18 protein-coding genes are annotated in these 23,037 nt (G+C 42.9%); 17 read left to right on the forward strand and 1 reads right to left on the reverse strand.

All coding sequences use genetic code 11. The features are described 5' to 3' along the window. The first annotated feature begins 89 nt into the window (after positions 1 to 89). Positions 90 to 1,352 (forward strand): DRTGG domain-containing protein, encoded by a 1,263-nt coding sequence (locus tag H625_RS0109505; RefSeq protein ID WP_026859696.1) that lies wholly within the window; start codon positions 90 to 92, stop codon positions 1,350 to 1,352. 47 nt (positions 1,353 to 1,399) lie between these two features. Here H625_RS0109505 and H625_RS12950 read toward each other — a convergent pair whose 3' ends face one another. Then, positions 1,400 to 1,771, reverse strand: coding sequence for a YtpI family protein (locus H625_RS12950; RefSeq protein ID WP_051239047.1), 372 nt, complete (start codon positions 1,769 to 1,771; stop codon positions 1,400 to 1,402). A 76-nt stretch (positions 1,772 to 1,847) separates the two neighbouring features. Between H625_RS12950 and H625_RS0109515 the strand changes: the two genes are divergently transcribed. From H625_RS0109515 to gap, 16 genes are all read left to right on the forward strand, one after another. Beyond that, positions 1,848 to 2,804 carry a DHH family phosphoesterase gene (locus H625_RS0109515; protein WP_051239048.1) on the forward strand — a complete coding sequence of 319 codons (957 nt, stop codon included), beginning with the start codon at positions 1,848 to 1,850 and terminating at the stop codon, positions 2,802 to 2,804. Between the two features lie 14 nt (positions 2,805 to 2,818). Next, a complete protein-coding gene (locus H625_RS0109520) occupies positions 2,819 to 5,968 on the forward strand; it encodes a DNA polymerase III subunit alpha (protein ID WP_026859698.1) in 3,150 nt (1,049 codons plus the stop codon). A gap of 67 nt (positions 5,969 to 6,035) precedes the next feature. After that, positions 6,036 to 7,268 (forward strand): NADP-dependent malic enzyme, encoded by a 1,233-nt coding sequence (gene ystJ / locus H625_RS0109525; RefSeq protein WP_026859699.1) that lies wholly within the window; start codon positions 6,036 to 6,038, stop codon positions 7,266 to 7,268. A gap of 5 nt (positions 7,269 to 7,273) precedes the next feature. Next, positions 7,274 to 7,696: a FadR/GntR family transcriptional regulator gene (locus tag H625_RS0109530; protein ID WP_026859700.1), complete on the forward strand. Its 423-nt coding sequence runs from the start codon at positions 7,274 to 7,276 to the stop codon at positions 7,694 to 7,696. 18 nt (positions 7,697 to 7,714) lie between these two features. Then, entirely contained in the window at positions 7,715 to 8,566 is an 852-nt protein-coding gene (gene accD / locus H625_RS0109535; protein WP_026859701.1) for an acetyl-CoA carboxylase, carboxyltransferase subunit beta, read from the forward strand. A 2-nt stretch (positions 8,567 to 8,568) separates the two neighbouring features. Further along, positions 8,569 to 9,516, forward strand: coding sequence for an acetyl-CoA carboxylase carboxyltransferase subunit alpha (locus H625_RS0109540; RefSeq protein ID WP_026859702.1), 948 nt, complete (start codon positions 8,569 to 8,571; stop codon positions 9,514 to 9,516). A 192-nt stretch (positions 9,517 to 9,708) separates the two neighbouring features. Continuing rightward, positions 9,709 to 10,668: a 6-phosphofructokinase gene (gene pfkA / locus H625_RS0109545; protein WP_026859703.1), complete on the forward strand. Its 960-nt coding sequence runs from the start codon at positions 9,709 to 9,711 to the stop codon at positions 10,666 to 10,668. Between the two features lie 13 nt (positions 10,669 to 10,681). Next, a complete protein-coding gene (pyk, locus tag H625_RS0109550) occupies positions 10,682 to 12,442 on the forward strand; it encodes a pyruvate kinase (protein WP_026859704.1) in 1,761 nt (586 codons plus the stop codon). 18 nt (positions 12,443 to 12,460) lie between these two features. Continuing rightward, a complete protein-coding gene (locus tag H625_RS0109555; protein WP_026859705.1) occupies positions 12,461 to 13,225 on the forward strand; it encodes a hypothetical protein in 765 nt (254 codons plus the stop codon). 359 nt (positions 13,226 to 13,584) lie between these two features. Continuing rightward, entirely contained in the window at positions 13,585 to 14,700 is a 1,116-nt protein-coding gene (locus tag H625_RS0109560) for a citrate synthase (protein ID WP_026859706.1), read from the forward strand. A gap of 27 nt (positions 14,701 to 14,727) precedes the next feature. Further along, complete coding sequence (gene icd / locus H625_RS0109565; RefSeq protein WP_026859707.1) at positions 14,728 to 15,996, forward strand: NADP-dependent isocitrate dehydrogenase; 1,269 nt, start codon at positions 14,728 to 14,730, stop codon at positions 15,994 to 15,996. Positions 15,997 to 16,093: 97 nt separating this feature from the next. After that, positions 16,094 to 17,668, forward strand: a complete 1,575-nt coding sequence (locus H625_RS0109570; RefSeq protein ID WP_026859708.1) for an AbgT family transporter — start codon at positions 16,094 to 16,096, stop codon at positions 17,666 to 17,668. A 187-nt stretch (positions 17,669 to 17,855) separates the two neighbouring features. Next, entirely contained in the window at positions 17,856 to 20,459 is a 2,604-nt protein-coding gene (polA, locus tag H625_RS0109575) for a DNA polymerase I (protein ID WP_026859709.1), read from the forward strand. A gap of 9 nt (positions 20,460 to 20,468) precedes the next feature. After that, on the forward strand, positions 20,469 to 21,332 hold the full coding sequence (mutM, locus tag H625_RS0109580; protein ID WP_026859710.1) for a bifunctional DNA-formamidopyrimidine glycosylase/DNA-(apurinic or apyrimidinic site) lyase: 864 nt from the start codon (positions 20,469 to 20,471) through the stop codon (positions 21,330 to 21,332). 8 nt (positions 21,333 to 21,340) lie between these two features. Then, on the forward strand, positions 21,341 to 21,934 hold the full coding sequence (gene coaE / locus H625_RS0109585; protein WP_026859711.1) for a dephospho-CoA kinase: 594 nt from the start codon (positions 21,341 to 21,343) through the stop codon (positions 21,932 to 21,934). Positions 21,935 to 22,006: 72 nt separating this feature from the next. Then, positions 22,007 to 23,011 carry a type I glyceraldehyde-3-phosphate dehydrogenase gene (gap, locus tag H625_RS0109590; RefSeq protein WP_026859712.1) on the forward strand — a complete coding sequence of 335 codons (1,005 nt, stop codon included), beginning with the start codon at positions 22,007 to 22,009 and terminating at the stop codon, positions 23,009 to 23,011. Positions 23,012 to 23,037: the final 26 nt, after the last annotated feature.

The raw sequence follows: 23,037 nt of genomic DNA on the forward strand, positions 1-23,037 counted from the left end.
ATGATAGAAGAGTTTCCATTTTCTTTTATACACATCAATCATTCGTGCTATGATAAATTTAACGTGAAATATAGAAATTGGGTGAAGACATGTCTAAACATGAAGATATATTAAAATACATAAGAGGACTCCGGGAAGGCAGCAGTCTGTCAGTGAGACAGATTTCAGGCTTTATGGGCGTGTCGCTCGGCACGAGCTACCGCGCGATTAAGCAGGCGGAGCAGGACGGGCTGGTGAAGACAATTGAACGCGTCGGGACTTTCCGTATCGTACAGCGCGAAGTGAAGAGCCACGGAAAAATTATGTTCCGGGAAGTGAACCGCGTTATCCAGGGGACAGTCCTGACCGGTGATAACTACCTCGATAAAGAAATTTCGAGAATTTTAATCGGGGCTATGCAGACAGAAGATCTCGTAAAATATTTGGAGCCGAGCGGTCTCTTAATAGTAGGGAACCGCGAAAGATCCCAGCGTAAAGCACTCGAAAACGGTGTCGGTTTATTAATTACCGGGGGTTTTGGTACCGGTGAAGAGATACTGAAACTTGCCGAAGAAAAACAGCTGCCAGTTATTTCGACAACGCATGATTCCTTTACATGCGCATCGATTATTCACAGAGAAGTATACAGTTTATCGCTGTCGCAAAATATCGTCACGGCAGGCAGTCTGATGGTGAAACAGGGACAGTATACGATTGACATTAATGAACTTGGCACGGAAATTCATCCCGAAGATAAAAATATGATTCTCTTAGACGGCAACCGTTTCGTCGGTGCCATTCGTTCGAAGTTTCTAAAAGAAATGACGAAGGAAAATTATACGACTTATCTGCTGCCGGATTACAGCGCAGAGGAAGATACGACGCTGCTGTCACTAAGACAGATTATGAGCTGGCATCAGCTGAATATTATTCCGGTCGTAGAGTCCGGTGATTACAGAGGCATCGTGCACCGGAGAGAAGTATTTAAAAATATATCTTCACGCAATTTAAAATCCGGCATGTCGACAGATCAGCTGATCGACAGGGAAATTAAAATTGACAGTAACAAAATTAATATCCGGGTGATGCCGTTTATGGCAGATGAATTCGGGTCATTGTCCCAGGCAAACTTTATGCGCCTTGCAGAGCGGCTGATTCTCGTCGTACTGCAGGAAAATGACATCCACAGCTATCATATCGATACGTATAATATTATGAACTTTAAAATTGTTCAGCTCTATCAGGAAATCGAATTGAGCGGTGAAATTATCGACAGAGGCGAGCAGTTTATCCGCCTGGAGATCGTCCTGAACGTTCAGGGCACAGCATATTCAAAAGCGACCTTTATGATTCAGCATTTCAACGAAAAATAAAAAACATCCCGCTGTATATTTTACAGCCGGGATGTTTTTTATATGTATTACTTTTGTTTTTTGCGTTTAGCTTTATTTTCCTTCATCGCTTCAAACTCTTTCCATGCCTGTTCTTCAATCGGCAGATTTCCTTTAAAGTACTTTCTTGCTTTATTGAAGTAAAACACTTGATAGCCGCCTAAAAGAACGAATATACCGCCGATGATATAAGCGACGAGAGTGTGAAACTGAAGCATTGTGTTCAGCCCGAAAACGACAAGGAACAAGCCGAGCCAGATTCTCGCAATACTATTATAATACGCGCTTCTCACATCGCGGATTGTCCGTATCTTTCTAACTTTGAATACAACAAAAAGTATGAAAGTGGCGACAATCGCTGTGACGAGAAATGACACGGCAAACGTGAATAAGAATTCCATACGTTACAACTCCAATCTCTTATGTAGTATAATTGATTGATGAATGTAAGTAAATTAATATTGAGGAGTTTCGCCATTGTTTAATAAATTAACCGGACATCTGAACGACTTAAAAACGTATGCTTTTGACGTATTGAAACTAATAGAATCACATGATGAGATTGTTATCCTGAGACACCAGAAACCAGATCCCGACGCTTACGGCGCACAGCTCGGACTCCGCGCTTATTTACAAAATAAATATCCCGGCAAAAGTATTAAGGCACTCGGGATGGGCGAGCCGTCACTCAGCTTTTTAGGGGAGATGGATTCACTCTCAACGATTGAACGTCCGCTCGTAATCGTTGTGGATACAGGCAATCAGGAACGCATCGACGGGTCACTCGATTATGCAGAAAAAATTGTTAAAATCGACCATCACCCGAACGTTGAATTGTACGGAGACGTGTCAATTGTTGAAACTGAAGTATCGTCAGCAAGTGAACTGATTTATCTTTTAATTGATATATGGGACAGCTCGGCGATGAATGATGAGGCGGCAACCTTATTCTATATGGGAATTGTTGGAGATACCGGCAGATTTTTATATAACAATACGAGTACTTTAACTCACGCAGTCGCTTCAAAATTAAAAGAATTTAACTTTGATGCAGCAGCTTTAAATAATCAGATGCATAAATCATCGATGAATAAATTTAAATACAAAGGCTATTTAATTAATAATGCAGTATTTACGGATTCAGGCATCGCATATGTTTATGTGCCGAAAGCAATTATGGAAGAATATCATTTAAGTGTCAGCGAAGCGGGGCTTGACGTAAATATATTCAGAGAAATTGAAGATGTAAAAGTGTGGTTTATCGCGCTGGAAGGCGACGGTGAAATCCGCGTCCGTTTACGTTCAAAAGAAGTGGTTATTAACGACGTCGCAGCGATGTTTGACGGCGGCGGGCATCCATTAGCTTCAGGCGTCCGTGTAAAAGATATGGACATGCTGGATGAACTGCTCGTGAAAATTGAAGAAAAACTGTAAGAGTAGGTGTTTCAATGCTTAATTTAAATGTGCACAGTTCATTTGATTTTTTAAATTCAAATATTACATTGGAGCGGTTGTGTGAAAAGCTGACGGCGGACAGCCAGCGTGCAGTTGCGGTAACCGATTTAAACCGCATGCATGCAGTCTACCGGCTGATGGAGCTCGCACCGAAATACGATATTAAACCGGTGCCCGGCATGGAAATTATTGTCGAAGACGGCATGAACGGCGTGCCGCTTGTACTCCTTGCTAAAAATCAGCAGGGCTATCTCGAGCTTGTACGGACAAGTGCAATGCTATCTTACAGAAGTTTGACGAGAACCTCTCTTAAATTTGTGCAGGATAATATTAAAAACTGCATCGCTGTCGGTAAAACATCAGATGCACCGGCAATTCTCGGTGAACTGAATATCGCTGAAGAAGATAAATATACAGCGCACGACGTCGATAGCGATTATAAGAAAGTATTTATAAAAGCGGCGCATTACGTAAACGCTGACGAACGCGGTTCTTTAAAAGTGCTGAATGCGATACGCGATAATCAGAAGCTCAGTATCGACAGCGTGCAGAATCTGTACGGGGATGCATGTATTCAGACTGCTGATATGGTTCCCGCTGATGCACAGATGTATTTAAAAAATAATGAAGATATTATTAATAAGTGCAATGTGCCGATACCATCCGTTCAGCATACACTGCCGAAGTTTAATAATCCAAAAGGCACAAGCTCAAAAGATTATTTATGGCAGCTGCTGCTGGAAAAGTTCCAGCAGAGAGAACCTCAGGCTGGGCAGGATAAATACATGGAACGTCTGGAATATGAATACGGCATTATTACGAGCATGGGCTTTGAAGATTATTTTTTAATCGTTGCCGATCTAGTAAACTATGCCAAATCGAACGGTATCTACGTCGGGCCGGGCAGGGGGTCGTCCAGTGCGAGCTTAGTATCGTACATGCTGAATATTACCGAAGTCGATCCGCTCGAATACAATTTGCTGTTTGAGCGTTTCTTAAATCCGGAACGTGTCAATATGCCGGATATCGATATCGACTTTGAAGATTCGAGACGGGACGAAGTCGTTGCCTATTTAATTAAACAGTACGGTGATATGCAGGTCGCGAACATTATTACATACGGAACGCTGAGCGCCAAAATGGCTGCGCGCGACGTTGGGCGTGTCTTCGGTTTTTCAGACGATGAGCTGAAGCTGCTGTCGAACTTAGTTCCGGATGAGCCGAATGCATCGCTTAAAGATGCATTCACGAGCAAGCGTTTTAACACGCTTTTAGAAGCAGACGACAAGTATAAAACGTTTATGGATATTACTTTGAAAATTGAAGGGCTGCCGAGACATACGTCAACACACGCAGCAGGACTCCTGTTAAGCAGCGAAACGCTCACGAACAGCGTGCCGGTTATTTTCTCAGAAGGGCACGTCATGAGCCAATGGCCCATGAAAGATGTTGAAGCGGCGGGTCTTTTGAAAATAGATTTACTGGGTTTAAAAAACCTCTCTTTAATCCGCTATATGGTGCAGAGCATCCGCCGGACAGAAAAAAGCTTTTCACTGGATGATATTAAAGAAGATAAAAGAGTGTATAAAATGCTTTCAAAAGGACTCACGCTCGGTATCTTTCAGCTCGAATCTGCAGGGATTAGGCGGGTCATTGAAAACTTTAAACCCGAAAGTCTGAAAGATCTGGCTGCAGTGCTGGCATTGTACCGTCCAGGTCCGATGAAAGAAATTGATAACTTTATATACAGAAAAGAACATCCCGAAACAATCGAATATCCGCATGAAGACCTCAGAGGAATTCTAAAAGAAACATTCGGCGTTATCGTCTATCAGGAACAAATTATGCAGATTGCAGGTAAAATTGCCGGATTCAGTTACGGGGAAGCGGATATTCTAAGACGCGCCATGGGGAAAAAAGACCGTGCTGCACTGACTAACGAACGGGAACATTTTATCAGCGGTGCTGTAAAAAGAAATTACACTGCAGCGCTCGCTGAAAACATCTTCGATTTGATTATGGAATTTGCCGACTACGGTTTCGTTAAGAGCCACGCAGTCGCCTACGGCAAAGTTGCTTATACGATGGCTTATATGAAACTCCATTACCCCGAACATTTTTATGCGGTTATTTTAACGCACCACCGCAGCAATGATGAAAAAATCAGCCAGCTCTTAAATGAATTAAAAATGATGCGCATTCCTTTGCATCCGCCGAACATTAATAAATCATTTTGGCAGAATTCAGAGGGAGAAGGTATTCTGCTCGGCTTTTCAATGGTAAGCGGAATATCAAGACCGCTGTTCGAGGCGATCATTACAGCGCGGAAGCACGACGGTCCCTTTAAAGATATATACGACCTTGTATCGCGCACCGACTTTAAATTTAATGAAAAAATCTTAAGGAAACTAATTATCTCAGGTGCACTGGATGAATTTGAAGAGAACAGAAAAACGCTGCTGCAGACGCTGCCGGATATTTTGTCGGCGGGGGGAGACGGTTACCATCACGACTCGTTTTTAAGTTCGCTCGGATTTAATCTTAAAAAAGAATACCGGTATGCTTCAGAAATGGACGGTGCTGAGAAAATTGAAGGCGAGAAAGAAGCGCTCGGATTTTATATTTCAGCGCATCCTGTGCTGTTAAAACATGAGGAACATGAGTTTATTCCGTTTTCGCTGATTCATCACAAGCGTAAATACGGCACATATCTGCTTTATATCGAAGATCACCGCACGATTAAAGTGAAGAAGACCGGGCAGAATATGGCTTTTCTTACATTGACGGACGGTCATTCAAATATTGACGGTGTATTATTTGCAAAAGAGTATTTTAAATATCACCCTATGTTAAAAGAATCGATTGTCGCAGCTGAAGCTACGCTCGGTGAACGCCAGGGCAAACCGCAGCTCGTTATCGACAGATTGTTTCCGGTTGAGGAGTATGTCCGGACTTATATCGAAAAGACGAAGAAGATATATATTAGAGATGTTGAGCCGGAAGAAATTTCAGAACTCCTTGCTGACAGCGGTGTGCCGATTCACGATTTCACTACACAAAAACTCGCCGGGTATATAAAAATCAGCAATATAGAAACATTAATTTCGAAAATACATTTCGAAAATATTCGTTTAATTGTGTAAATCTATTGTAAATTAAAAAATAAAATGATAATATACCGTGGTATGACCACTAATAGGAGGAACTGATTTGTCTTTAAAAAGCGATGCATTAGAACTGCACAAAGTTAACCAAGGAAAGCTTTCCGTAAATTCAAAAGTAGCATTAAAAGATAAAGAGGCGCTCAGCCTTGCATACTCACCAGGAGTAGCTGAGCCATGTAAAGAGATCTATGAAGATGAAAGAAAAATATTTGATTATACGATTAAAGGTAATACTGTAGGTGTTGTCACTGATGGTTCGGCAGTACTCGGACTTGGTAATATCGGTGCAGCAGCAAGTCTGCCTGTTATGGAAGGTAAAAGTGCACTGCTGAAAAGCTTTGCAGGTGTGGATTCATTCCCGATCGCTTTAAAAACAAATGACGTCGATGAAATCGTCAATACAGTCAAACTGATGACTCCTGTTTTCGGCGGAATTAATCTAGAGGATATTTCAGCGCCGAGATGTTTTGAAATCGAAGAAAGACTTAAAAAGGAAACTGATGTTCCTGTCTTTCACGACGACCAGCACGGGACGGCAATCGTTACCCTCGCTGGTTTAATCAACGCGGTAAAATTAACCGGCAAGTCATTTTCCACCGTTAAAGTTGTGCTGAACGGCGCAGGTGCTGCAGGAGTGGCAATTGTTAAACTGCTTCACAGTTTCGGTGTGAAGGATATGATTATGTGTGATTCAAGAGGTGCGATTTATGAAGGCCGCGGGACGGGCATGAATGCGATTAAAGATGAAGTCGCGAAATTTACGAATATCGATAATATCGAGGGTAAACTCGAGGATGTGCTTACAGGTGCTGATGTGTTTATCGGTGTATCGGTTGAAAATGCTGTGACTGCGGACATGGTCCGTTCGATGAACACAGATCCGATTATTTTCGCTATGGCAAACCCGACACCGGAAATTATGCCGGATGTTGCAATTGCAGCCGGTGCCAAAGTAGTAGGCACAGGGCGCAGCGACTTCCCGAACCAGGTGAACAACGTACTTGCGTTTCCGGGAATTTTCAGAGGTGCTTTAGACGTTCAGTCGACGCATATCAATGAAGAAATGAAAAAAGCAGCAGTTCTTGCGATTGCCGAAATCGTTACTGATAAAGAGCTGAGTGCGGATTATGTTATTCCAGACGCCTTCCACCCGGAAGTAGCGCCGACAGTAGCAGAACGCGTCGCAGAAGCGGCAATGAACACAGGCGTGTCACGCAAAAAAGTAGAACCCGGCTACGTTTACAATAGAACGAAAAAACTAATTAGCGAATTGAACTGATAGTCATGGAAAATAAAAAAGGTCTTCAGACGATACTTGAAGGAATTAATAAAATTATCGAGGATCAGAATATTGGCATCGGCGAGAAAATTCCGAGTGAACGCTACTTAAAAGAACGACTGAATGTGAGCCGTCAGAGTGTTAGAGAAGCGCTCCGGGCACTTGAGCTTATTGGTGTTATATACGTAAAGCGCGGTGAGGGAACTTACCTTGCGGATATAGACAGCCACCAGCTCTACACTTTAATAGCGAAATATCTGCTCCGTACGGACAGACAATATGAAGAGTTAATTGAACTAATGCATATGATAGATTATTATTATGAGCATAAATCCAACGGTACAGAGACTGTTGATAATAGTAATAATCAAGTCGTGCAGAGAATTTATAAGCTGCTTAAAAAATATGCTGACGGTTACGAGCATTAACTTCGATGGGGTGTAAAAATGTTAAAAGATATATTTTTTAAACTGAACAAAAAAGCAAGTGATGAAAAAGCGGACGGCAGCACTGAAAAACAGGAAACGATTATGACGAAGTGTCCAAGCTGTAAAAAGATACTTTACTCAAAGGACCTGCACAAACGTTTGAATGTCTGCTCAAATTGTGACCATCACCTGCCGATTATAAGCACGGATCGTATGGATGCACTGCTTGATATCGACAGCGGCACAGAACTGTTCTCAAATATTACGTCGGTTAACCCGCTGAATTTCCCGAATTATGAAGAGAAACTTGCTTCGGATAAAGAAAAAACGGGACTGGAAGAAGCGTTAATCGTCTCTCATGGTAAAATTATGGGCAATGAAGCAGTCGTTGCGATTATGGATCCGCGTTTTCGTATGGGAAGTATGGGTTCTGCACTTGGTGAAAAGCTGGCGCGCAGTTTTAAGTATGCAACAGAACACAGATTGCCTGTCATCGTCTTCACAGCAAGCGGAGGCGCTCGTATGCAGGAAGGGATTTTATCGTTAATGCAAATGGCGAAAGTCAGCGTGGCAATCGAAAGGCATAATAAAGCAGGGCTCTTGTACATTGCCTATATGACTAACCCGACGACGGGCGGAGTTTCCGCATCATTTGCGTCAGTCGGCGATATTAACTTAGCGGAAAAAGGCGCGTTAATCGGTTTTGCCGGACGACGTGTTATTGAAGAAACGATTAAGGAAAAACTGCCGGACGATTTCCAGACGGCGGAGTTTTTACTCAAGCACGGGCAGCTTGATGAAGTCGTCAACAGAGTGAACATGAAACGCTATCTTGGCACGATTTTAAAGATGCATAAAGAGGTTGTGTAATTATGGTATTTGAATTTGAAAAACCAATTGTTGAACTGGAAAACAAAATTAAAGAGCTTGAAAAATATGCCCATAAAAACAAGCTGGATCTGACGACGGAAATCAGCTTTTTGGAGAGAAAAGTGAAGGATAAAAAAGCAGAAGTATACTCACAGCTCACACCGTGGCAGCGCGTAGAAATTGCACGCTACATAAAGCGTCCGACTTCAAAAGAATACATTGCAGCTTTATTTGATGAATTTATCGAGTTTAAAGGTGACCGTGCTTACGCGGATGATAATGCAATTATCGGTGGTATCGCGATGTTCAGAGGCCGTCCTGTCACAGTTATCGGCAACCAGCGCGGTATGGATACGAAAGATAATATCGCCCGCAACTTCGGTATGGCGCATCCCGACGGCTACCGTAAAGCACTCCGTCTGATGAAACAGGCGGAGAAATTTAAACGCCCGGTAATTTGTTTTATCGACACTAAAGGTGCGTATCCCGGTAAAGCTGCTGAAGAACGCGGACAAAGCGAATCAATCGCCCGCAATCTGGTTGAAATGGCTGGACTGACTGTACCGGTAATCAGCATTGTTATCGGTGAAGGCGGCTCAGGCGGTGCACTTGCCTTAGGTGTTTGCAACAAATTGTATATGCTTGAAAATGCAACGTACTCGGTCATTTCACCGGAAGGTGCAGCGAGTATTCTATTTAAAGATGCTTCGCTGAAAGAAATCGCAGCGGAATCGTTAAAAATTACTGCAGCGGACTTATTTGAACTTGGAGTCAGCGATGGCACGATTAAAGAACCGGCCGGCGGTGCCCACCACGATAAAACATTCGTGTTCAATGAAACGGATCAGGTACTGCAAAATGCACTAGCAGAATTAGTGCCGATGGACGGCGATAAGCTTGTTGATCAGCGCTATGACAAGTACATGGCGATCGGCCAGTTTAGTGAATAATATTATATAAAATTTTTAAGCGCACTTGCCCGTATGGAGGCGGGTGCGATTTTTACTTTACTGAGCCAAAGAGAGCCCTTCCTTGGACGGTATCAGAACGGCAGTCAAATACTTATATTTCCCTGTCAAATAGATAGACCGTGAAAGCATAATTATGCTATGTTTAAATGGACTAATAGGTGGGTGATGGACATGAGGAAGATTGCGGTTTTAACAAGCGGCGGCGATGCGCCCGGCATGAATGCTGCGATACGTGCGGTTGTGCGTAAAGCGGTTCATGATGATATGGAAGTTTATGGTGTGAATCACGGTTTTAACGGACTGATTAATAATGATATTTACAAAATGGATGTCGGTGATGTCGGTGATATTATTCACCGGGGCGGTACGTTTTTATATTCTGCACGCTGCGAAGAGTTTAAGACACTTAAAGGCAGACAAAAAGCGGCGGATAATTTAACAGCACTCGGTATTGAAGGGCTTGTAGTTATCGGCGGTGACGGTACGTATATGGGCGCCTCTGAACTTGGCAAGCTCGGCATTAAAACGGTCGGTGTGCCGGCGACAATTGATAACGATATTGCCGGCACCGATGTAACAATCGGCTACGACACTGCATTAAATACCATCGTGGATATGATCGACAGAATCCGTGACACGGCGACAAGTCACGAGCGGACGTTTATCATAGAAGTAATGGGCAGGGATTCAGGTGAGCTTGCGTTAAATGCAGGGCTTGCTGCTGGTGCAGAAACAATTTTTATTCCGGAACGGGATACGAAGATGGAAGATGTTGCCGGGCGTATTCAGGCCGGGCTTGACCGCGGCAAGAAACATTCTCTGATTGTCGTTGCCGAAGGGGTCATGTCTGCAGAATATTGTAGCACTGAACTGGCAAAGTATATTAATATAGAAACTAGGATCAGTGTTCTTGGACATATTCAGCGCGGTGGCAAACCGAGCGCTTCTGACAGAGTGATCGGCTCGAGGCTTGGTGCGTATGCAGTCAGTCTGCTGCAGCACGATCAATCGGGTGTCGGTGCAGGTATTTCCAAAAATGAACTCACAGCCACAGATTTTACGTACGTACAAGTACACGATAAACAATATGACAACAGTATTTATCTGCTTTCAAAAGAGCTTTCAATTTAGGAGGAAAAGAAGAATGAGAAATACAAAGATTGTATGTACAATTGGACCGGCTTCAGAATCTGAAGAGGTATTGGAAAAAGTAATTATGGCGGGTATGAACGTTGCGCGTTTAAACTTTTCACATGGTGACCACGCGGAGCATCAGGCGCGTATCGACACGATTAGAAAAGTTGCGAAGCGTTTAGATAAAACAGTCGGAATTCTTTTAGATACTAAAGGACCGGAAATCAGAACTCACTCTATGGAAAACGGCCAGGTTGAACTTGTCCGCGGACAGCAGATTGAAGTGTCGATGACAGAAGTTCTTGGAAACTCAGAACGTTTCTCTGTATCTTATGAAGGGTTAATCGACGACGTTGTGCCTGGAGACTTTATTCTTCTTGATGACGGTCTGGTTGAACTTGAAATCAGCGAACTGAACAAAGAGACGGGCATCATTACAACGACAGTTAAAAATAACGGTCTCTTAAAAAATAAAAAAGGTGTTAACGTACCGGGTGTCAGCGTTAAACTTCCGGGCTTAACTGATAAAGATAAGTCGGATGTGAAATTCGGCATCGAGCAGGGTGTGGACTTTATCGCAGCAAGTTTTGTGAGACGTGCACAGGATGTGCTTGAAATTAGAGAACTCCTTGAAACTCACGACGGTGAATATATTAAAATCATTCCTAAAATTGAAAACCAGGAAGGAATCGACAATATCGATGAAATCCTGAAAATTTCTGACGGCCTGATGGTTGCGCGCGGTGACCTTGGCGTTGAAATCGCACCGGAAACAGTGCCGATGATACAGAAAGAACTGATAAGAAAATGTAATCTGCTTGGTAAGCCTGTTATTACCGCAACACAGATGCTTGATTCAATGCAGACGAACCCTAGATGTACACGTGCTGAAGCTAGTGATGTGGCCAATGCAATTTACGACGGTTCGGACGCGGTAATGCTGAGCGGTGAAACAGCTGCAGGTGCATATCCGGTTGAAGCGGTACTGACAATGGCTAAAATCGCAGTGTCGGCTGAAGAAGCTCAGGATTATAAAAAGCTATTATCTGACAGAACGAAATCAACACAGACAAATATGGTTACAGCAATTGGTGTATCTGTTGCACATACAGCGCTTAACTTAAGCTGTAAAGCAATCGTTGCGGCAACTGAAAGCGGACATACAGCGAGAATGATCGCGAAATACCGTCCACATGCAAATATTGTAGCGGTTACACCTTACGGACATGTTGCACGCCAGCTGAACTTAGTATGGGGTGTAAACCCGATCGTTAAAGCAGCGGAAAAAGATACGGATGATCTGTTAAATACTTCAGTTATGGCAACGCTTGAAAAAGGCTACGCTAACGAAGGCGACTTAATTATTATTACTGCAGGTGTGCCGGCAGGCCGTGCGGGAACGACTAACTTAATGAAACTTCACGTTGTTGGAGATACGCTGATCAAAGCTCAGGGTATCGGCGATAAAAGTGCGGTAGGCGAAGTTGTTACTGCGAGAAATTATAATGAGCTTGCAGAAAAAGATACAACTGACAAGATTGTCGTGGTCCAGTCGGTCGACGCATTAATGACTCCGCTGTTAATTAAAGCGGCAGGATTAATTACAGTTGAAGGCGGACTGACAAGTCAGGGTGCAATCGTTGGATTGAACTTGGAACTGCCGACAATTGTCGGTGCGACAGAAGCGCTTGAAGTGCTGAAAGACAACATGCTCGTAACAATCGACAGTGAGCAGAGTGTAGTCTACAGCGGACACGCGCATGTGCTATAAAGATTAGAGGTGTATTAGATGAAAAGAACGCTCGCTGCATTATTCGGAAGTATATTAATTTTATCAGCATGTTCAGGCGGGGAAGAAGAACAGCCTGTTGAAGAGAGCACGTCAGAAGAAACTGCAGACCAGGCAGCCGATGAAAATGCTGAAGAAAATACAGAAGAAACAGCCCAGAACAGCTATATAACATCAGCAGAATTAATACAGAATGCGGTTGAAAACAGTGACGGCATTACGAGCTACGAAGCTCGGCAGTCATTTAATATCACAATGCCTGACGAAGAAAGTACGATACGTACGATTATGACTTACGGCGGACAAAATGAATTTAAACTGTCGGTTAATAACAACGGTGACATCGTTACACACTACGTCGTCGAAGGCGATCATTTTATGTACTCCGGCAACGAAGTTATCGATACTGAGGAAACAATGGAAATTGAGGGCAGCGATTATCAGACGATTGTCGCCTCGCTTGAAAACTATCCGGAAGGCGAAGTCAGCGAGCTCGAAGAAGGATATGCACTGACGATTAACGTGACGGACATGTCCGGCTTCAGTAATTTATTAGACGAAGAAACGCTCATGGCAGTTGAAGCGGCAGAAAGTATTAATGGCACGATGCAGCTTTACTTTGATGCGGAATATAAGTTTACCGGCAGCGAACTGACAGCGGATCTTGTTGATGAAGGCGAAAACATTACTATCCATTCGACAGTCGATTACACGAACATCGATAACGTTGATATGATTGAAAAACCGCACAATATGACGGAATAAAATTGTGAATTTGCCCCCGGGGCTGCAGCAAGCTGCGGTTTCGGGGGTTTTTAATATTTTTGGCGTTTATGTTGTGTAAGATAGTTCGGCTGACAACGGCGAGGTGGAGTTATGCTCAGCAAAGCACACGCTTTGTTATAATTAATTTATACTTATGATATAATATAAGTTAATTAACTGATTCTTATTACACGGCGAAAAATCAGTTAATTCATAGCTGAATACAGCAGCATCATGGGTTGTACTCATATTATGTATTCTTATTCACAAAGAACACCAGCAGGTAAGGGTAAACATAATTGTGACAATTTTGTTATACTTGATTTAAAGATTCTGTTACATATTTAGGAGGGGTATTTATGACTGGAAACAGCGGTTTAGAAGGTGTTGTAATTGGTGAATCAAGAATCAGTTCAATTATCGGCACACAGCTGACGTATTGCGGTTATGAAATTGATGATTTAGCAGAAAATGCTGAATTTGAAGAAGTAGTTTATTTATTATGGCACGATCATTTACCAAACAAAGAGGAACTGAAAGCTTTCAGAAAAGAGTTATATGACCATGCATTTTTAACAGAAGATGCGAAAGGTTTCTACAAAACTTTTGTAGATAAATCTGTACATCCTATGAGTGCACTGCGTACTGCAGTATCATTGCTTGCACACACGGATGAGCAGGCTGAAGATCAGTCTGAAGAAGCGACCCTGCGTAAAGGTATTCGCATTCAGGCAAAAATTCCTTCAATCGTCGCGGCAATTGCACGCACACGTGAAGGTAAAGAAGTAATCGACCCGAATCCGGAGTACGGTTACGCGAAAAACTTCCTGTACATGCTTAACGGCGAGGAGCCGACTGATGTTCAGGTTGAAGCGATGAATACGGCACTTGTGCTTCATGCTGATCACGAAATTAACGCATCAACATTTGCTGCACGTGTTATCGTAGCGACATTATCGGATGTATATTCGGGAGTTACTGGAGCGATTGGTGCACTTAAAGGACCGCTTCACGGCGGAGCGAATGAAAAAGTTATGGCAATGCTTGAAGAAATCGGTACTCTTGATAATGTTGACAGCTACATTCAGAAAAAATTCGACAACAAAGAGAAGATTATGGGCATCGGACACAGAGTTTATAAAGAAGGGGACCCGCGTGCGAAGTATCTTGAAGATATGGCACGCCGTCTGACTGAGGAGAACGGTCAGCCTGAACTTTATGAAATGTCTGTGAAAATCGCGAAGATTATTGAAGAAGAGAAAGGCTTACTGCCTAACGTCGATTTCTTCAGTGCATCTGTTTACCATTCACTTGGTATCGCTCATGATTTATTCACGCCGATTTTTGCAGTCAGCAGAGCGTCCGGCTGGATTGCACATATTTTCGAACAGTACGAAAATAACAGACTGATCAGACCGCGTGCGGAGTACAACGGCCGTACGAACATGAAATACGAACCAATTGAAAATAGATAATTTAAAAAATCAACGGGGGTTTTACTAATGGCAGGAGAAAAAATTCAAACTAAAAATGGTGTACTGAACGTACCAAATAATCCGGTTATTCCTTATATTGAAGGAGACGGAATTGGTGCTGATATTTGGGCAGCAGCGAGCAAAGTTATCGATGCGGCTGTAGAAAAAGCTTACAATGGTGAGAAGAAAATTGACTGGCTTGAAGTATACGCAGGACAAAAAGCATTCGATAAAACAGGCGAATGGCTTCCTAAGGATACTCTCGATAAGATCGAAGAGTATCTGATCGCAATTAAAGGACCGTTAACGACTCCAATCGGCGGCGGCTTCCGTTCATTAAACGTGGCACTTCGTCAGGAATTGGATTTATTCGCATGCTTACGTCCTGTAAGACACTACACAGGTGTGCCTTCACCGGTTAAACATCCTGAGCACTGCGATATGCAGATTTTCAGAGAAAACACTGAAGACATCTACGCTGGAATCGAATTTAACGAAGGAACGCCTGAAGTTAAAAAAGTAATCGACTTCCTGCAGGATGAAATGGACGTTAAAAACATCCGTTTCCCAGAGTCTTCCTCAATCGCTATTAAACCTGTATCTAAAGAAGGAACTGAACGTTTAGTGCGCTCTGCAATCAACTATGCAATCGAGCACAGCAAACCATCAGTTACTTTAGTACACAAAGGTAACATCATGAAATTCACTGAAGGCGGATTTAAGAAGTGGGGCTATGAGTTAGCTCGTAATGAATTCGGCGACAAAACTTTCACATGGGCTGAATATGATGAAATCGTTGAGCGTGATGGTAAAGAGAAAGCTGATGCAGCACAGGATAAAGCAGTTGCTGACGGCAAGATCATTATCAAAGACTCTATTGCAGATATCTTCCTGCAGCAGATCCTTACACGTCCTAAAGAGTTCGACGTTGTTGCAACGATGAACTTAAACGGTGACTACATCAGTGATGCACTTGCAGCACAAGTTGGCGGAATCGGTATTGCACCTGGAGCAAACATTAACTACGAAACTGGACACGCTATTTTTGAAGCAACACACGGTACAGCGCCTAAATACGCTGGACAGGATAAAGTGAACCCTTCATCATTATTACTGTCAGGTGTGTTAATGCTTGAACACTTAGGATGGCAGGAAGCTGCTGACCTGGTTAACCAGTCTATTGAAAACACAATAGCTAAAAAAATCGTCACGTATGACTTCGCTCGTCTGATGGACGGCGCTACAGAAGTGAAATGTTCTGAGTTCGGCGATGCATTAATCGAAAATATGCAATAATTCAGATTGTAAAATCTGCAACTAAATATTATAATAGTAAAAGTCGCTCAATTTGAGCGGCTTTTAATTTTGATACATATTGGAGGACGTATAAGCTGTGGACGAGATTAAAAAGAAACAAGGATTTTTTCAAAAGTTTTTAGACTTTGTAGAATGGCTGGGTAACAAACTGCCGCACCCGGTTACGCTTTTTGCTATTTTGGCGGTACTTACTTTAGTTTTATCATCAATTTTCGGAATACTTGGAATTTCAGTCACACATCCAGGTGAAGGTAACGAAGAAGTTGCAGTTAAAAACTTATTAAATGCCGAAGGTATTAGTTATATATTCGAAAGTATGACGGATAACTTCATCAACTTCGCACCGCTTGGCGTTGTACTTTTAACAATGCTCGGTATTGGAGTAGCGGAGCGTTCCGGTTTAATCGGCGCTGCTTTGAAGGCTTTTGTACTTTCGATTCCAAAAAACCTGATTACTGCAGGTCTTGTATTTGCAGGGATTATGTCATCGGTTGCATCCGATGCTGGTTATGTAGTATTACCACCGCTTGGTGCACTTCTGTACTTAGCACTTGGCAGACACCCGCTTGCGGGTCTGGCTGCAGCATTCGCCGGTGTCTCTGCAGGGTTCTCTGCGAACTTACTGCTGAGCGGAACGGACGTAATGCTTGCTGAACTGACAGCAGCGGGCGCAGCGTTAATCGACCCTGCATATGCAGATTCAATTAACGTGGCAATGAACTGGTACTTCATCGCAGTCAGTGTATTCCTGCTGACTTTTGTCGGCTGGTTCGTATCTGCTAAAATTGTTGAACCCCGTTTAGGTTCATTCAAAATGTCGAAGGAACAGGAAGAAGATTTATCAGGTGAAGATGTCGATGGAATTCAGACACTTCAGCCTGTCGAAAAGAAAGGTCTTATCTGGGCTCTAATCTCGGTTATTATTGGTTTGGTACTTGCAGCACTCTTAGTAGTACTGCCGAACTCGCCGATGCGGGGATCCGATGAAATTGGATCTTACATGGATACGATAGTTCAGTCGCCGTTCATGAGTTCACTTGTACCGATTATTGCGATTTTATTCTTTATCCCGGGTGTTGTTTACGGTATCGTAACGAAATCAATTAAAAACGATAAAGATGTCGCAGGACAAATGACTGACACGATGGCATCTATGGGAATGTTTATCGTCTTAGCATTCGCAGCAGGACAGTTCGTAGCTTACTTTACCGAGTCTAATCTCGGTCTTGTGATCGGGGTTTACGGTGCCGAGCTCTTAGACAGTCTGAGCTTGACCGGAGTACCGCTGTTGATCGGCTTTATGCTTGTGACTGCATTGATTAATCTGTTCATCGGCAGTGCGAGTGCCAAGTGGGCATTGATGGCACCGATTTTCGTGCCGATTCTAATGCAGCTTGGATACTCTCCGGAACTGACGACTATGGCTTACCGTGTAGCGGATTCAAGTACGAATATTATTACACCGCTCATGACTTATTTTGCAATCATCATTGCATTCGCACAGAAATACGATAAAAATATCGGTATCGGTACGCTGATTTCAGTTATGCTGCCGTACTCTATTTTCTTCTTTGTTTTCTGGGCAGTAATGCTTGTTGTCTGGACTCTTCTTGGAATTCCATTAGGTCCGGATTCACCAGTTTATTATTAAAGTGTTAAACACCTGACTTCTGATGAAGTCAGGTGTTTTTTTATGTGGAAGAGCTCTCGGTTAACAACGGCGTTCCCGTGTTGTAAATCGAACACGCCTTTATACCAAAAGCCTTTTTTTATTGGCTAATATTCACTGGAACTGTATAATTTAAAGTAAGAATGTATGACTAACTAAGGAGAGTATTATGGCTAAGTTAATTCTCATGGATGGAAACAGTATCGCTTTCCGAGCGTTTTACGGACTGCCTCTGTTAACGAATCAGAGCGGGCTTCACACGAATGCAATTTTCGGTTATGCGAGACTGCTTGAAAAAGTAATAAAAGAAGAACAGCCCGATTATTTTTTAGTGGCGTTTGACGCAGGTAAATCCACGTTCAGACATAAACAGTACACGGAATATAAAGGCGGCAGACAAAAGACCCCGCCGGAGCTCGGCGAACAGTTTGCACCGATCAGAAAATTAATCGATGCATACGGTATTAAACGTTTCGAGCACGAAGACTACGAAGCTGATGATATTATCGGGACGTGGACGAAGCTTGCTGACGAAGAGAAGTTTGAAACAATCGTTATTACAGGCGATAAAGACTTAACGCAGCTCGCTTCAGAATATACGAAAGTATATATTACGAAAAAAGGTGTCTCTGATATTGAAGTGTACACACCCGAACACGTCGCGGAAGTTTACGACGGTTTAGTGCCGATGCAGATTATCGACCTTAAAGGTCTGATGGGCGATAAGTCGGATAATATTCCCGGTGTTCCCGGTGTCGGTGAAAAAACTGCAGTTAAACTATTAAAAGAGTACAGCAGTGTGGAAAATGTTCTCGATAATATAGAGAACATCGGCGGTAAGAAATTAAAAGAAAACTTAACGAATAATAAAGATATTGCTTTAATGAGTAAAGATCTCGCAACAATTTACCGCGATATGACATTCGATTTTGAACTCGAAGAGCTTAAATTTAAGAACGAAGATTCAGCAGTGAAATACGAATTGTTTAAAGAGCTTGAATTTAACTCGCTTTTAGGAAACATGGAAGCAGCTGAAGTAGAAGAAGTGGCATCATTTACAGCTGAACCTACGGACAGTTTAAATGACTTCGGTGACGAGATCAGCATTTATCTTGAAGTTCACGATGACAATTATTTAAAAGCACAGCCTGAATATATCGGTATTGCGGATGCGGATTCTGTTTTAGTAAAAGCTGCGTCTGAATTTGATGCCGATGAGCTCAGCCAGTTTTTAAATACACGCGAGTCTGTAACGACTTACGATTTAAAACGTCAGGTGGCTTTGTTGAATCATCTGAATGTAGAGTTCGATAACTTCACAGAAGACATTATGCTCGGCAGCTTCTTATTAAATCCGTCGAAGAAAATTATCGATGTGGCGGAAACTGCTGCTTTATTCAACGTGTCGATTAACAGCGACGATTTCCATTACGGCAAAGGGCGCAGCAAGAAAGACCCGGATGCTGGTGAAACGAAAGATTTCGTTGCCGATAAAGTCCAGGCGATTGAAAAAGTCAGAGAGCCAATGTCAGCTGAGCTTAAGGCTGATGAAATGTATGACTTATGGCAGGACCTTGAAATTCCATTATCAAAAGTACTCGTACAGATGGAACTTAAAGGCATTAAGATTAAAACCGAACGTCTAAAAGAGATGGAAACAGAATTAAGCGGGCGTCTGCAAGATATCGAAGAAAAAATCTACGGACTTGCCGGGGAAGAATTTAATATTAATTCTCCGAAACAGCTCGGGGTAATTTTATTTGAAAAACTTGAACTGCCTGCAATTAAAAAAACGAAGACGGGCTATTCAACAGCAGTCGATGTTTTAGAGCAGCTCGCGGATAAGCATGAAATTATCGAACATATTTTAACTTACCGTACAATCAGCAAGCTCCAGTCGACATACGTCATCGGACTGCAGGGTGAAGTCACTGAAGATTCCCGTATTCATACACGCTTTAATCAGACGCTCGCACAGACGGGACGTTTATCGAGTGTGGAACCGAACCTGCAAAATATTCCTATCCGTCTTGAAGAAGGCCGTAAAATCCGTCAAGCATTCGTGCCGTCAAAAGAAGGTAATGTACTGCTCGGACTCGACTATTCACAAATCGAACTGCGTGTCTTAGCGGCGATTACGAAAGACGACTCGATGATGGAAGCATTTACGAATGATATCGATATTCACACAAAAACGGCGATGGAAGTGTACGGCGTCGAATTGGATGAAGTCACTTCATTAATGCGCCGTAACGCAAAAGCGGTTAACTTCGGTATCGTTTATGGCATCAGTGATTATGGACTGAGCCAGAACTTAGGCATTACGCGTAAAGAAGCGGGGCAGTTTATCGACACATATCTAGAATCGTTTAAAGAAGTGAAGCAGTTTATGCACGACATTGTGCAGGACGCTAAACGCGACGGTTACGTAACGACTATGCTGCACCGCCGCCGCTATGTGCCGGACGTGAACAGCAGAAACTTTAACGCACGTTCTTTTGCAGAACGTACAGCGATGAACTCGCCGATTCAGGGGAGTGCTGCGGATATTATTAAACTTGCGATGGTGAAGTATGCCAAGAGCGAAGAAGCACAGAAATTTAATGCAGAATTATTATTACAAATCCACGATGAGCTGATCTTTGATATTCCAGAGAATGAAGTAGAAGCCTTTATTCCGGTGATCAAAGATATTATGGAAAATGCTATAGACATCGACGTACCGCTGAAGGTAGATGCGGGGTACGGTACGGATTGGTATGAAGTGAAGTAGGTGGAATAGATGCCGGAATTACCGGAAGTCGAACTCGTTAAGCGGGAACTCACGCCCGTAATCAATTTAAAAATTACGGATGTCTTGTTGTCGGAACATATTTATAACGGGCATAAAAGCAATAAACGTACGATAGTAAAAGACGATCTTGAAACATTTAAAGAGATTGTGACCGGCAAAACGATTACGCATATCGGACGCCGCGGAAAATATTTATATTTTTTAATTAACGATGAGTACAAAACTACACACTTAGTGAGCCATTTAGGCATGTCGGGGGCCTACTTTATCGTGTCGGATTTTGAAGATATTAAAGAACTTAATTTTAAGAAGCACTGGCAGGTTATTTTCTCATTAGATAACGGTCAGAAGCTTGTCTATTCGGATATCCGCCGCTTCGGCGAAATGCATACGCATGACAGTCTGTCGGACTTTCCGCCGTTTGCTCGCATGGCGCCGGAGTATACGGATGCGCTCGGTTTTGATCATTTCATGCAAATGCTGCGCACGAAGAAATACGCAGAGAAGCCGATTAAAGTGGCGATTATGGACGGTGAAGTGATTCCGGGTGTCGGCAATATATACGCGGTTGAAAGCTTGTATCTGTCACACATTCTGCCGACCAGGAAAGTGAAAAATGTATCCGATAAACGGCTTCGTGAACTGTTCGACCGGATCACAGAAGTATTTGAGCTGTCATTATCCAGAGGCGGCTCAACGATTTCCGATTACCGGAGCGTAACCGGCGGCAAGGGTGAAATGCAAAACAGCTTTAGTGTGTATCAGCGGAAAGAATGTCCGCTCGGGCATCCGCTGACGACCCAAGTGATTAGTACGCGCAATACATTTTATTGCACAACATGTCAGAGGTGACCAAGTCTATGTATAAAATAATCGGATTAACAGGCGGTATCGCCAGCGGTAAAACGACGGTGAGCGACTATTTAAAAGAGCGGGGCTATACTGTGCTCGACGCAGATGCATACTCCCGTAAGACGACGGCGAAAAATGGTCCGGCGATTCCGGCGATTAAACAAGCTTTCGGCGATGATATTGTCAATGCCGACGGTGGTCTCGACCGGAAGAAACTGGGCGGTATTATTTTTAATGATGCCGATAAACGCCGCCAACTGAATGGAATTGTACATCCGCTAATCAGAGATATGATGAACAGTGATGAGCAGAAGTTTATCAAAAAAGGGCACGTGTTCTTAGATATTCCGCTGCTGTTTGAAAACGGCTTGAATGAACGCTGTGATTTTGTTGTTACAGTGTTCGTCGACCGTGATACTCAGATTAAACGTTTGACTGCAAGAAACGACTTAACTGTCGAAGAAGCAGAAGCACGGATTAACAGCCAGATGCCGCTGACAGAAAAAGTGCGCAAGAGTGAATACCGGCTCGATAATAACGGAAATCTTGAAGCGTTATATGAACAAATCGACAGATTTACTGAAGAGTTGGAAAGTATGTGAAACCGTGTTCAATGATTACTATAGTTGTGGTATAATATTTATGAAAATGAACTTTCAAAAGGAGCTCTAGTCATGAAAAAAGTTGCCATTAATGGTTTAGGTAGAATTGGAAGAATGGTGTTTCGAATTGTCTCAGAATCAAAAGAACTTGATCTTGTGGCAGTCAACGTAACATCACCTGCGAAAACAATCGCACATTTAATTAATTATGATACTACGCACGGTACATGGGACAAAAAAGTTGAGGTTAAAGGGGACAACATTGTAGTCGACGGTAAAGAAATTACTGTTACAAGTGACCGCAACCCTGCAAACTTACCATGGGCAGACCTCGGAGTCGATGTAGTTATCGAAGCAACAGGTGTGTTTAACCACGGTGATAAAGCCCAGGCTCATATTGACGCCGGTGCTAAAAAAGTATTATTAACAGGACCGTCATCGGGCGGAAATGTGCAGACATTAGTTCGCGGCGTTAACTGTGCAACATTAGACACGTCATCATACGATGTATTCTCAAACGCATCATGTACGACAAACTGTCTTGCACCTGTAGCGAAAGTATTGAACGATGAGTTCGGAATTAAAAATGGTCTTGTAACGACTGTACATGCGTACACGAACGACCAGATGAACCTCGACAACCCGCACAAAGATTTACGCCGTGCGCGCTCAGCTGCAGAAAATATTATTCCAACTTCAACAGGTGCTGCAAAAGCAACAGCTTTAGTACTTCCTGAACTTGAAGGCAAACTGGATGGTATGGCACTTCGCGTACCAGTTTCAAACGTATCATTAGTAGACTTAGTTGTAGATCTTGAAAAAGATGTAACTAAAGAAGAAGTTAATGAAGCGTTCAAGAAATACGAAGCTGACGCAATGAAAGGTATTTTAGGCGTAAGCGATGCACCATTAGTTTCAAGCGACTACAATACAGATCCACGCAGTTCAATCGTTGATGCAGACCTGACAATGGTTATGGCTGACAACAAAGTTAAAGTACTGTCATGGTACGACAACGAGTGGGGTTACTCTGTAAGATGTGTTGAATTAGCTGAAATGATCGCTAAAGATATTTAACAATAAAGTCACAGGAGGGTAGTTGA

The sequence above is a fragment of the Jeotgalicoccus psychrophilus DSM 19085 genome (assembly GCF_000425845.1).
Classification (GTDB): Bacteria; Bacillota; Bacilli; order Staphylococcales; family Salinicoccaceae; genus Jeotgalicoccus; species Jeotgalicoccus psychrophilus.